Source organism: Bacillus sp. Root131 (assembly GCF_001429475.1).
GTDB lineage: Bacteria > Bacillota > Bacilli > Bacillales > Bacillaceae_G > Bacillus_A > Bacillus_A thuringiensis_S.
Genome location: NZ_LMJQ01000012.1, coordinates 99069 through 111436, shown reverse-complemented (window position 1 = coordinate 111436; position 12368 = coordinate 99069). Strand labels below are relative to the sequence as shown.

Below are 12368 nucleotides of genomic sequence, written 5' to 3'. Positions count from 1 at the left end.
TGGGAGGTGTTTTTATGGACGGCAAAAAAAATAAAAAGATAGAACAACTCCAATCTTTCACGCGTGAAAATGAAGGAAAGGAGATGACAACAAATACAGGTGTTAAAATTTCAAATGATGAAAACTCTTTAACAGCTGGAGATCGTGGCCCTACCCTTCTAGAAGATTTCCTTATGCGAGAAAAACTTTCTCACTTTGACCGTGAACGAATTCCAGAACGAGTCGTTCACGCACGAGGATACGGAGCACATGGCATTTTTGAGTTATATGAATCTTTAGAAGAGCTAACAATGGCCCATTTTCTACAAGACCCTTCAAAAAAAACACCGCTTTTCATTCGTTTCTCTGAAGTAGCTGGATCAAAAGGAGCAAATGAAACGAATCGAGATGTAAGAGGATTCGCCGTTAAATTTTATACAGAAGAAGGAAATTTTGATTTAGTAGGAAACAATATTCCCATTTTCTTTATTCAAGATGGCATTAAATTCCCTGATCTTATTCACGCCCTTAAACCAGAGCCGCATAATGAAATTCCACAGGGACAAACAGCACATGATACTTTTTGGGACTTCATCGCCAATAATCAAGAATCAGCTGCAATGATGATGTGGATTATGTCCGATCGTACAATTCCAAGAAGCTTTCGAATGATGCAAGGATTTGGCGTTCATACATTTCGTTTCGTTAATAAAAATGGAAAGTCACGATTCGTGAAATTCCACTGGAAGCCAAAGCTCGGCGTTCATTCGTTAATTTGGGATGAAGCACAAAAACTAGGTGGTGCTGATCCAGATTACCATCGCCGTGATTTGTGGGAAAATATTAATGCTGGAAACTATCCTGAGTACGAACTTGGCATTCAAATTTTAGAAGAAGAGGACGAATTTAAATACGGCTTCGATATATTAGATGCAACGAAAATTTGGCCTGAAGAAGATTTTCCCGTTAAAATCATTGGGAAAATGACCTTAAATCGCAATGTAGATAATGTATTCGCTGAAACTGAACAAGTGGCACTACACCCTGGAAGTATCATTCGTGGTATTGACTTTACCAATGACCCTCTCTTACAAGGTAGACTCTTTTCTTATACAGACACACAATTAGCACGCGTTGGTACAAATTATCAAGAACTACCGATTAACCGTCCAATATGCCCATTTCATAACAATCAAAGAGATGGTGCATCTAAATATATAATCGACAAAGGAAACGTTGCCTACCATAACAATTCCTTAGCAAATAATTCTCCTTATACTGTACCTGGGACAAAGGGGGGGTTCGTTACATATCCTTCTACTGTATCTGGTCATAAAACAAGGGAAACTGCTGCTAGCTTCAAAGACCACTTCTCTCAAGCTCGTTTATTTTGGAATAGTATGAGTCACGTCGAAAAAATCCATATTATACAAGCTTTCTCCTTTGAATTAGGAAAAGTCAAAAGTAAATCTGTCCGCCAACAAGTCGTTGATATGATTGGACATATTAGTACAGAATTGGCTACTTTAGTTGCAGAAGCTCTCGGAGCAAAAGTCCCAAATGTGCAAGAATCCAACGTTACAAAATCATCTCCAGCACTCAGTATGGCAAATACGACCTTTAGTCCTAATACATTACGAGTAGGTGTCATTGTTGCAAATGGATATGATGGGCCAAGCGCACAATATATAATAAATCAGTTCAAACAAGTAGGTCTTCAACCAGTGATCGTTTCCGAACGATTAGGCATAGTGCAGGGAACGTCAAATGGACATTGGGAAGTAAATGATACTTTCTTAACAGGCTCACCACTCCTTTATGATGGATTACTTCTTATCGGCGGAAAGATGGATGATCATTTTCTTAACAAAGCAAGTTCCTTTGTCGTAGAATCATATAATCACTTTAAGCCGATTGGCTCCTTCCAAAACGGCTCTTCTATTATTCAATCTTTAAATATAGAAGGAAAGCCTGGTGTTTTAATAGAACAAGACCCTACGCGACTAGCAAATGAATTTATTAAAGCTATGACAAAACAACGCTTTTGGGATAGAGCATATTCATAAAATAGGGGGACATTTATGTTTGTTACTGTCGAGAAAGATGTGCATATTTTTGTGCAAGACGTTAATCCTGGTCCAGGTAGTAAGACTGTTTTCTTCGTTCACGGATGGCCTTTAAATCATCAAATGTATCAATATCAACTCAATGTTTTACCAGAGCATGGCTTTCGCTGTATCGCCATGGATATACGAGGGAATGGGCAATCTGATAAGCCATGGACTGGTTACACGTATGATCGATTAGCCGATGATATCGCAATTGTTCTAGAAGCACTCCAAGTAGAGAACGCTACATTAGTCGGTTTCTCAGTTGGTGGTGCTCTTTCTATTCGCTATATGTCTCGCTATAATGGGCGCCGCATTTCTAAGCTCGCATTAATTGACGCTGTCTCCCCCTCTTTCGTTAAAAATCAAGAGTCCCCTTACGGTGTACCGAAAGAACAAGCAGATGCTCTCATTAATCAAATGTATGCTAATTTACCAAAATTTTTAAATGATGTATCTTTATCCTTTTTCAATAGAAACTTAGGAGCTGCAACCCTTGAATGGTTTTCTTATCTCGGTATGCAGTCCGCTTCTTATGCCCTTATCAAAATTTTACAAGCAGCTGCAAATGAAGATGTAACGAAAGATTTAAATAAAATTAACGTCCCAACAAAAATCTTCCACGGCGTTCACGACCAACTAATTCCTTACAAAAGTGCTGAGCTTACGCAACAACGAATTAAAAATTCTCAGTTACATGCTCTTACAAATAGTGGCCATGGTTCACCAATCGATCAAGCGGATGAATTAAATAAAGAACTGATAAAATTTTTACATGCATAACAACTGCAATACAAGATTGAAAGTTAACATAATCGATTTTTCACAAAACATAAAATTCACACATTTCTCACAAATATACAAATAAAACGATTACATTTTCATATATACTAAATGTACAAGTAATACTCCCTAAACCCAGCTTGTCTGGTTACCCCGTTAAATACTATGAAAAAAGAACTTGTATCGTTATACAAGTTCTTTTTGTTTCTTTTATTAAAAGAGGATTTCTTTGCTATATTGATTTCCAACGAGTAAATCATATTGAAGCATTTTATATTGCTCTAACATTTCTTTTTGTTTCTTTGTTAAATCATTGATTACTTCCCCATTTTTATCAACTTTTAATTCATCTCTAAGCACTGGTATTTCCTTGTAAAGTCCCGATAAAAATTGATAAAATGAGGATTTATTTAACCCTGCATAATCAAAAATAAGATTAGAAAAATGAATTGGGCTTACTAAACCTAAATTATCATTTGGCATATCAAAGTTTGCATACATTAATAGCGGCGTTTGCGCCATTGCTAAACGTTCACTCGGTGTTTTTTCATTCGTTATATACCCATTTTCTTTATAAAAAGATTTATTTGTTCCTAATGATGGAAGGTGATCTCCAAAGAATACTAATAATGTAGGTCTATCTAAATTATCTAGTTGCTCTATTAAATATTGAAGAGCCTCATCTGAACGTCTTAACCCTTCTGTATACGTCTCTAATTCTCCCTTTGATTCTTCATTTTCTAGCCCGCTAATTTCTATTAGATTTTCACCAAATCGGCCCTCTGTAAATGGAAAATGATTTTGCATCGTAACTGCATGAATAAATGTAGGTTGTTTTTGTTTCTCTAACTCAGCAATTATCTCTTCACTCATCGCTAAATCACTAATATAATCTCCATCAATATCCACATTTTCCATCGTGTCCTCTGCATTAAACTTATCAAATCCTAACACCTTATATACATCATCACGTTTAAAGAATGTGCGTCCAAATGAATGAATTGCACTTGTGTAATAGCCTTCTTTTTTCAAAGCCGTCGGGATTGATGGAATTTCTTTCTTATTTGTAATAACCTGCTGATATGGTATAGAACCTGGCTTTAACAAACTCATTGAATAACTCGTTAATGCCTCAAATTCAACGTTCGCCGTATTTCCCCCAAATGTAGGAGAAATAGTTTGTCCACCAGGAAAGTTTTCTATATAATGATGTAAATTTGGTACAGGATCTTCACTAAAAGAAAGGTTGGTTACTTTCGTCGGATCCCAAAACGATTCACTCATTACAAAAATAATATTCGGTTTCTCTTTTTTCTTTTCGTTCCCTATATTTCCACTATATTGTTTTTTTATATCGTTTGCTATTTCAAGCATATTTTCTTTAGAATAATTTTTTGGTTTTTCCATAACTGTTGTATCTAAATTGCTAATAAACCCCAGTACAAAACCATTTGAAGCATAGTTCTCATTTTGATTCCACAAAACAAAATCTACACCTGATTTTTGAAATACTTTATTCATAAATGTATTCGCAAAATTACCGTACGCATATAGAACAAAAATAGATCCTACTACTAATAAGGCTCTTATTCCTAGATGAATCTTTACATTTTGAATATACCTTCTCATATATATCCCTGCTACAATACAAGCCACGATACTTACGATAATGATTAAAATATAACTCCAGCTAAAATAGTCCATCACCATCGGTATAACAGATTGCATATGCGTAATTTGTGTGAAATCAGAAGGATATAACGGATCCCCTCTGAAAATAAGCTTCAAATAATTCACAATACCTAAAATGACTAACGTACAGCTAGATAAAACCATACTTAGAAAAACCTTACCTATTAAATTATATACAAGAATATATATTGCATAAATTACTACAAAACTTAATATAAACTGCATATTATAAATGTAAATCCAATTCATTGTCTCTATGAAACTCATATTAACTTGCATTACAATATAAAATAATGCTACTGCATGAGCTAGCAAAAATAATATAAAATGCACTCGCAGGGATACCCTAGGTATAGACATCTCTTTTTTATTGAAATGCGTAATATAAAATGTTATGCCCCATATGAAAATCATCATAACACTTAAAACAAGCTTTTGATTTAAATGATCTTTCATCATGTCTAAATTAAAAACCTTTAAAATCATAAACAGCATAGTTATTACTAATAAAGTCACCATACTACTTATAATGCTAGAAATTAATATACTTCTTTTCGGAAGATGAAAAAGTGTAGAACCATACTTCAATTCATTCCCTCGTTTCTATGTCTTAATTTCCCCCGCATCGAAAGAACTATTTCTATTAAAATAACATATATTACATATTTCGTCTGTATACTTGCTTCTATTATAAATGTATTGTCTTAATATTCCCTTAATCAACAGTTAAATTGTGACATACAAATTACTCATTCTTGAAAAACTTAATTTTGATATTCTACTTTATGATATAATAACTATGTTTTGGAAATCCTTAATACTATTAAAGATTTCACATAAAAATACGAAAGAATTAATAAAAAAGGAGTTGCTCATTTTTGCTTACTAAGTTTAAGAGTTTGCCTAAAGCGGTATATGCAATTTTGGCGCTTTCTTTCCTGTTGCACGTTTTTTGTTTAGTAAAACAGCCAGGATTAGATGGAGAGTTAGTCAAAGTAACATATGGTGCAAATGATGCCTTTAACTATTCGTTAACAGCTGAACAACTATTAAAACATGGTGTATTTGGTTATGTGTATTTAGAACCTAGTGAAGTTCCAGGGAAAAATGCATATATCACACCAGGTCAGCCATTACTATTAGCTGGCGCTATGATTATTTCTGATATTACATCAATTCCTTACTATTACGTAGCAACTGTTATTAACATGATCATGAACCTTTGCACAGTGCTATTAGTATTCTTAATAGGAAAAGAATTGTTCGAAAAAAACATTTATGGAATTGTTGCAAGTATTTTATATGCTATTTATCCAAGTAACTATACATACTTCCGTACATTGCTAACAGAAGTTCCATCCATATTCTTATTGGCATTATGTGTATATGTATTTGTTCTCGCATGGAAATACAATAAAACGAAATTCCATATATGGTTTGGAATTGTCGTTTCAATTTTACTTATGTTCCGTCCAAATCCAGCTCCAATGATGCTCATTCCTGTTCTTGTTGTGTTATTTACATATGGATTTAAAGACTCCATTCGAATCGGATTGTTATGGTTTATCGGACCGTTCTTGATTATTGGCGCATGGGTTGTTCGTAACTATTTAGCGCTCAACCAATTTATTTTATTCTCAACCCAAGGTGCAGATCCACTGATTGCCGGTGCAGATCCATTCAATAAAATTGGCTATGAAAATATAGTAAATGAAATGAGAGCTAAAGGCTTAGATGACAAAGGTGCATACGCAAAGGAATTAATCAAGAATGGATTTAAGACGGACTTCACTTATTGGTTCTCTTGGTTCACTGTCGGTAAAACAATTGAGTTATTCAAAACAGCTCCTGCTGTAGACCAATACCGTATTCATAATTTTATGCAACTATGTCATAGAGTGTTTATCATTGGTACATTCTTGAGCAGCTTCTGCCTCATGCTAAATTCATTTAAACATAAACGCGTTATGATGCTAGTAGCAAGTTCTATTATTTACATTATCTTCTCAAACTTATTCTTAGCAATTAACCGCTACGGATTTTTCATTAATCCTCTTATGTGCTTAATTCTTGCATACGGATTAATTCACATTGCGCATAAGCTTCCATTCTTCCGCACTAACCAAGCATAATAAGAAAGAGGTCGGCCATCTGTGGCCGACCTCTTTCTTATTACCCAACACTTTGCACACGGCCCATTTGTCCATTCTGTAATCGCACTTTAATTCCATATGTATGTGTTTCTGTATTTATCAAAATATCTTTCACAACACCACTCACTGTTTTACTATAATCATTATCTAATTGGATAACTACATGTGAACCAACTGAAATTTGTGATCGTGTTGGTTTCCCGCCCGTTGTTTGTTTTGTATTTTCTTGCTTTTGTGTTCTCTCTTGTTGTACAGGTTGTTGCTGAGCTTTCTGTTGCTCTTGTTTTCGTCGCTCTTCTTGCTTACGCTTTTCTTCCTCTGCTTTTTGCTGTTCTTCTTGCTTACGTTTTTCTTCCTCTGCCACTTTTTTATCTTCTTCTATTTTTTGCTCATCTGTTGTTGCTTTTACTTTTTCTTCCTCACCTTTTACAAGCACTTAAAGCAATTACATATAAGCCCATAAGTACAGAAAATAATACTTTTTTTTACATGAAAAAATCATCCTATATATATTACAAATTAATAACTTTCATAGCATAACAAAAGTATATATATTCTTTTGTCAAAATTCGTCTTATATATTCATTTTATTATATTAAAATAAAACTTATACTTAGAAAGACAAGATTTATGATATGAATACATGAAAAAATTCATATTCCAAAATCATTTTTACAAGTGCTACTTTACGTATAAATACAAGTTTTTAACAACTATTAATATAACGAAAAGAACCTGCCACAAGACAGGTTCTTTTCGTTATTTTATGATAAAAGAGAAAATGATTAGCATGTGTATTATATAAAAGGAAGCAGCCATATTTTCCATACGATACATACGAGTACTATAACTACAAAATCAAAAAAATCTAATCTCGGACCTTTTTTCATATTCATATGTAGCCACATATGAAACCATTTTATTTTCGTATATTTATGAATGTTTTTCTTGGCAAATCGGTAAATAAGCATTTGCATGATAAAAAATCCGGCCACAAAAATAAATAATAAGATGAGAAATCCAATCACAAAATTCCTCCTATTTTTGTAGCGTTTTTTCTACTATCCGATTTTTCAAAACCCACTCTTCAAACTGGGCACTTCCAAATTCCCAACTAAGATCGCGAGCATGTACAGAAAAAACGTAATGACCAGCATATTCGTCCATAAACCTCCCTAACTCTACATCGTCTTTCTGAATACCGTATACTCCAAAATTAAAATACACATCCCATACGTCTTCATTCTTCCTCTTATAAGCAATCGATCCCATGTCACATTCTGTCCCAAAATAATCAAGATGTAAATGTACGCTATCATCGTATTCGTACTCCATTTTATCACCCCTTATATTTGTACTTCTTTACCATCCAAAAAATTCCTGCTATCTACACTCACATATAGGCACTTACCTACATATCATGCTTGTAGAGTGACTTCTAGGAGGTGTTATATAGTGAAAAAATTAATCGCGATTTTTTGCATCATGTTACTAGCTGTTTTTACTTTTGCTGCTTGTAGTAATAAAAAAGAAGGTACGAAAGAACAAACTCAAAACATTCGTGTCGGCGAAGTTACCCATTCTCTCTTCTACGCCCCGTTATATGTCGGGATTGAAAAAGGATTTTTTAAAGATGAAGGACTAGATATTGACCTACAAACAACAGCCGGTGGCGATAAAACGATGACCGCCCTATTATCTGGCGGAATTGATATTGCTCTCGTCGGTTCTGAAACGTCTATTTACGTTCATCAACAAGGAGCGAAAGACCCTATCATTAACTTTGCACAGCTTACACAAACAGATGGGACATTTTTAGTTTCACGTAAAAAACTAGACTCTTTTAATTGGAATGACGTAAAAGGTGTTACATTTTTAGGACAGCGTAAAGGCGGCATGCCGCAAATGGTTGGGGAATACGTTTTAAAGAAAAATGGCATTGATCCTCATAAAGATACAAACTTAATTCAAAATATTGAGTTTGCTAATATTGCAAATGCCTTCGCATCTGGTACTGGAGAGTTTGTGCAGCTCTTTGAACCGACTGCAAGTATACTTGAGAAAGAAGGTAAAGGTTATATCGTCGCTTCATTCGGAAATGAATCTGGTACTGTTCCTTATACAACGTTCATGGCAAAAGAAAGTTTCTTAAAGAAAGATAAAGCTGCTGCTGAAAAGTTCACACGTGCGCTCTATAAAGCACAGCAATGGGTTGATACACATAGCCCAGAAGAGATTGCTGATGCTGTTTCTCCGCTATTTAAAGACACTTCAAAAGACATAACAATACAAGTAATTGAACGGTATAAAAAACAGCATTCTTATGCGACAAATCCACTACTAGATGCGGAAGAATGGAAACAGCTCCAAACTATTATGAAAGACGCTGGCGAATTACAAAAAGAAGTTCCACATGAAGCGCTCGTCAATACAAAAATTGCCGAAAGCGTTATTAAGAAATAGAGGCGAAGTGTATGAGTTTTTTACAAATACGTAACGTTTCTCACTGCTTTTTTGCAAAAGAGAATGCCAAACTTATTCTCGAAGATATGAGCTTACAAGTGGAAGAAGGCGAATTTATTTCTATACTCGGTCCAAGTGGTTGTGGTAAAACAACACTCCTCTCAATCATTGCTGGGCTACTTGATCCAATTGACGGTATCGTCTTTTTAGATGGTGAACCGATTACAACGAAAACTTCATCTATGGGATATATGTTGCAACAAGATTACTTATTCCCTTGGAAAACGATTGAAGAAAATATTATGCTTGGACTTCATATTCGAAAGATTTATGATGAACAGATGAAAGAACATACTTTAAATCTTTTAAAACAAGTCGGTCTATATGGGGTAGAAGGACAATATCCTCGTGAACTATCCGGCGGTATGCGTCAACGTGCCGCTCTCGTTCGAACATTAGCGACTGATCCAAAAATTTTATTACTAGATGAACCATTCTCCGCACTCGATTATCAAACGAAATTAAAACTAGAAGAACTCGTTTTCAACTTGCTAAATAAATATAAGAAAACATCACTACTTGTTACTCACGATATTGAAGAAGCGATCGCGATGAGTGATCGTATTTATTTACTGCAAGCGAATCCTGGAAAAATCGCAAAAACCTTTATCGTCCCGGAAAGTATCCGTTCTTTATCACCGTTAGAAGCACGCCATCACTACGATTTCCCAGCCCTCTTTCAAGATATATGGAAGGAGCTGGAACGACTTGGATAATATAAAACAACTACATGAACAATTTCGAAAGAAAGAACGTAGGCGTGCTTGGATTGCTCGCTCTCTACAACTTTTACTACTTATTCTTTTCTTTGCACTATGGGAAATATCTAGCAAAAGAGAATGGATTGATCCTTTACTCTTTAGCTCTCCTTCAAGTATTTGGGATCTCTTCTTAACGAAATGGATCGACGGTTCACTTTGGGTCCACATATGGACGACATTGCTGGAAACGGGAGTAGGCTTCATTCTCGGAACAGTACTTGGTGCTATTATTGCAACGTTTCTTTGGTGGATGCCACTTCTAGCCCGCGTACTTGATCCTTATCTCGTCGTCCTAAATGCAATGCCAAAAGTTGCACTCGGTCCAATCATCATCGTTATTTTCGGTCCAAACATTTCATCTTCTATCGCAATGGGAGTAATCATTTCCATCATCATTACCATTCTCGTTATTTACAGTGCGTTTCAAGAAGTCGATTCTAACTATATAAAAGTGATGGACACATTTGGCGCAAATAAATGGCAATGTTATAAGCAAGTCGTTCTCCCTGCATCCTTTCCAGCAATTATCTCAACGTTAAAAGTAAACGTTGGTTTATCCTGGGTCGGTGTTATTTTCGGAGAACTTCTCGTTTCCAAACAAGGACTTGGCTACTTAATTAGCTACGGATTCCAAGTCTTTAACTTCACACTCGTCTTACTTAGCGTACTACTCACATGTGTTCTCGCAACTCTTATGTATGTATTTGTCGAGGCATTTGAAAAAATTCTAATTGGAAAAAGAAAAAGAAGCTGACTCAAAACAGTGCGCTATAGTCAGCTTCTTTCTTTTACCTTTTATCACACATTTTCGTTTCATTTGTAATGTTTCCATCCGCAACCGTAACTGTATGGAAACATTCTTTCACACGTACTGTAACGACATTATCTTTTCGATCTATCACATGATAATCATTAAACTTTTCATTCAAAGCACTACGAATTTGCTCCCCTTCAAAAATCGGAAAACCGTGAGACATTACCCAAATGAGACCAGCAACAGCAAGAATCGTTTTCATACGTTTCATTACCTCCTCGAGAGTAAACTTATAGTCCCTACAACACGCGCATTATAATTGTGTCTAAATTGTGACATTTTTATACTAATTCTATTTTATACCGCCAGTTCCTTCTTCTTTTCGATAAAAATACAGAATTTTCAATTTTATCAACATGAAAAAACGTAAAGAATTAAAAATTCTTCACGCTTTACTTTAACGAAACTATATCGAACGCATAACTCACATTAGTCTCCACCTTGTTGTTCTATCGTTTTCGAAACATCATATAATCCTGACAGCACTTCCGCTCTCATTTTTACAAGCTCAGGGAACTGATGGAAGAAAGCAATTTTCTTATATTTTAACTCTGTTCCTTCTTTCACTTTTTTTGAATCTTGTAAAATGAACGCTGTAAATGTATCTGCGATATCTTCCGTTACATTTGTTGTTCCATACAGCGATACAAACTCATCATGCTTTTCTTTATAAAATTTAATTTGTGCCTCTTCACTTTCTTCTACTTTCTTTTCTGTCCACTCTTGTTCAATTGGTTTCCAAAATTCATTATAAAATTGGTTAATATACGAAGTTTTTCTCGCACATCCATTTTTCAAGAACACCGTTTTACATTTATTTCGATATGATGAAATGTCTTTCTCTTCATCAAACGCCTCTAAATATTTCCTATCCACTGGTACTTGTTTATGCCCAATCGTTAATACGTGAGCCGTTTCATGAATTAATGTTTTCATCACTTCATCTATATTCACCCCAGAATCGAGCACGTCTAAACTAAGCAACCAATCTCTCGGGTCATCCATACTTGGCATGACATGAGCAACAACGCCATCATAACCATCCGTTATTAGATCAAACCCTGTTATATTCTCACGATATTTCACTGGAATGAGAGTGCGATACATGTCCCATAAAGTTTCATGATACTCTCTATCTTGCCGCTGGCTTAACAAATCATCTTTTGCTACTTCGTCATCTGCAAAAGCTTTATTCAATCTCTTACGATCCAATTTCTCAAAATAAGGATCTACAATTTCATCATCATCGATATAATAAGAAGCTAAAAAGAAATAATTGTCATCCTCTTCTTTTTTCTGTTCCGCCTCTTTCATATTCATACTTTCATACTCTTCTATGTCATAATCCTCTACTTTTTCAAGTTCTGAAAGTCCCTCTATCTTTTTATATACTTTTTGTAATGTTTTATCTCCTATTTGCGTGCACTCTTCTTCTGTTTTACAAATTTCTTTTTCTTTCGTAACCTCAATAGCACTATCGCATCCTGCAACTAAACTGCTTGCTATCATACAACACATTAACTTGCCATACAGTTTCTTCATACAATCCCCCATT

At 34.9% G+C, this 12368-nt stretch carries 11 protein-coding genes and 1 pseudogene; 6 read left to right on the top strand and 6 right to left on the bottom strand.

Annotated elements, in window-relative coordinates:
- The first annotated feature begins 14 nt into the window (after positions 1–14).
- The gene (locus ASE54_RS21445) at positions 15–2045 is read left to right on the top strand and encodes a catalase (RefSeq protein WP_000348754.1); all 2031 of its coding nucleotides are present in this window, start codon (positions 15–17) and stop codon (positions 2043–2045) included.
- A gap of 15 nt (positions 2046–2060) precedes the next feature.
- Positions 2061–2870, top strand: coding sequence for an alpha/beta hydrolase (locus tag ASE54_RS21440; RefSeq protein WP_000498278.1), 810 nt, complete (start codon positions 2061–2063; stop codon positions 2868–2870).
- Between the two features lie 213 nt (positions 2871–3083).
- Here ASE54_RS21440 and ASE54_RS21435 read toward each other — a convergent pair whose 3' ends face one another.
- Positions 3084–5150, bottom strand: coding sequence for an LTA synthase family protein (locus ASE54_RS21435; RefSeq protein ID WP_000873642.1), 2067 nt, complete (start codon positions 5148–5150; stop codon positions 3084–3086).
- A gap of 290 nt (positions 5151–5440) precedes the next feature.
- On the opposite strand from ASE54_RS21435, the gene ASE54_RS21430 reads away from it, so the two are divergent.
- Positions 5441–6694 (top strand): glycosyltransferase family 39 protein, encoded by a 1254-nt coding sequence (locus ASE54_RS21430; protein WP_000956214.1) that lies wholly within the window; start codon positions 5441–5443, stop codon positions 6692–6694.
- Between the two features lie 40 nt (positions 6695–6734).
- On the opposite strand, the pseudogene ASE54_RS21425 reads toward ASE54_RS21430, so the two are convergent.
- From ASE54_RS21425 to ASE54_RS21415, 3 genes and pseudogenes are all read right to left on the bottom strand, one after another.
- Positions 6735–7176, bottom strand: a pseudogene (locus ASE54_RS21425) (DUF2196 domain-containing protein).
- Positions 7177–7512: 336 nt separating this feature from the next.
- A complete protein-coding gene (locus ASE54_RS21420; RefSeq protein ID WP_000578981.1) occupies positions 7513–7743 on the bottom strand; it encodes a hypothetical protein in 231 nt (76 codons plus the stop codon).
- Positions 7744–7753: 10 nt separating this feature from the next.
- Positions 7754–8050: a DUF3986 family protein gene (locus ASE54_RS21415; RefSeq protein WP_000455582.1), complete on the bottom strand. Its 297-nt coding sequence runs from the start codon at positions 8048–8050 to the stop codon at positions 7754–7756.
- A gap of 120 nt (positions 8051–8170) precedes the next feature.
- Between ASE54_RS21415 and ASE54_RS21410 the strand changes: the two genes are divergently transcribed.
- The 3 genes from ASE54_RS21410 to ASE54_RS21400 are packed head-to-tail and all read left to right on the top strand — an operon-like array spanning position 8171 to position 10753.
- Entirely contained in the window at positions 8171–9178 is a 1008-nt protein-coding gene (locus ASE54_RS21410) for an ABC transporter substrate-binding protein (protein ID WP_000733138.1), read from the top strand.
- Between the two features lie 11 nt (positions 9179–9189).
- Positions 9190–9954, top strand: a complete 765-nt coding sequence (locus ASE54_RS21405; RefSeq protein WP_000009027.1) for an ABC transporter ATP-binding protein — start codon at positions 9190–9192, stop codon at positions 9952–9954.
- Positions 9947–10753, top strand: a complete 807-nt coding sequence (locus ASE54_RS21400) for an ABC transporter permease (protein WP_000368777.1) — start codon at positions 9947–9949, stop codon at positions 10751–10753. Before ASE54_RS21405 ends, ASE54_RS21400 begins: the two co-directional genes overlap by 8 nt.
- Positions 10754–10787: 34 nt before the next feature.
- On the opposite strand, the gene ASE54_RS21395 is transcribed toward ASE54_RS21400, so the two are convergent.
- Both ASE54_RS21395 and ASE54_RS21390 read right to left on the bottom strand, forming a co-directional pair.
- On the bottom strand, positions 10788–11015 hold the full coding sequence (locus ASE54_RS21395) for a hypothetical protein (RefSeq protein ID WP_000849113.1): 228 nt from the start codon (positions 11013–11015) through the stop codon (positions 10788–10790).
- Between the two features lie 227 nt (positions 11016–11242).
- Entirely contained in the window at positions 11243–12355 is a 1113-nt protein-coding gene (locus tag ASE54_RS21390; protein WP_000737814.1) for a hypothetical protein, read from the bottom strand.
- Between the last annotated feature and the right edge of the window lie 13 nt (positions 12356–12368).

Excerpts from the sequence above, each read along its gene's own strand:
- ASE54_RS21445 (WP_000348754.1), top strand. The coding sequence starts at position 15 with ATGGACGGCAAAAAAAATAAAAAGATAGAACAACTCCAATCTTTCACG.
- ASE54_RS21440 (WP_000498278.1), top strand. The coding sequence starts at position 2,061 with ATGTTTGTTACTGTCGAGAAAGATGTGCATATTTTTGTGCAAGACGTT.
- ASE54_RS21415 (WP_000455582.1), bottom strand. The coding sequence starts at position 8,050 with ATGGAGTACGAATACGATGATAGCGTACATTTACATCTTGATTATTTT.
- ASE54_RS21405 (WP_000009027.1), top strand. The coding sequence starts at position 9,190 with ATGAGTTTTTTACAAATACGTAACGTTTCTCACTGCTTTTTTGCAAAA.
- ASE54_RS21395 (WP_000849113.1), bottom strand. The coding sequence starts at position 11,015 with ATGAAAACGATTCTTGCTGTTGCTGGTCTCATTTGGGTAATGTCTCAC.
- ASE54_RS21390 (WP_000737814.1), bottom strand. The coding sequence starts at position 12,355 with ATGAAGAAACTGTATGGCAAGTTAATGTGTTGTATGATAGCAAGCAGT.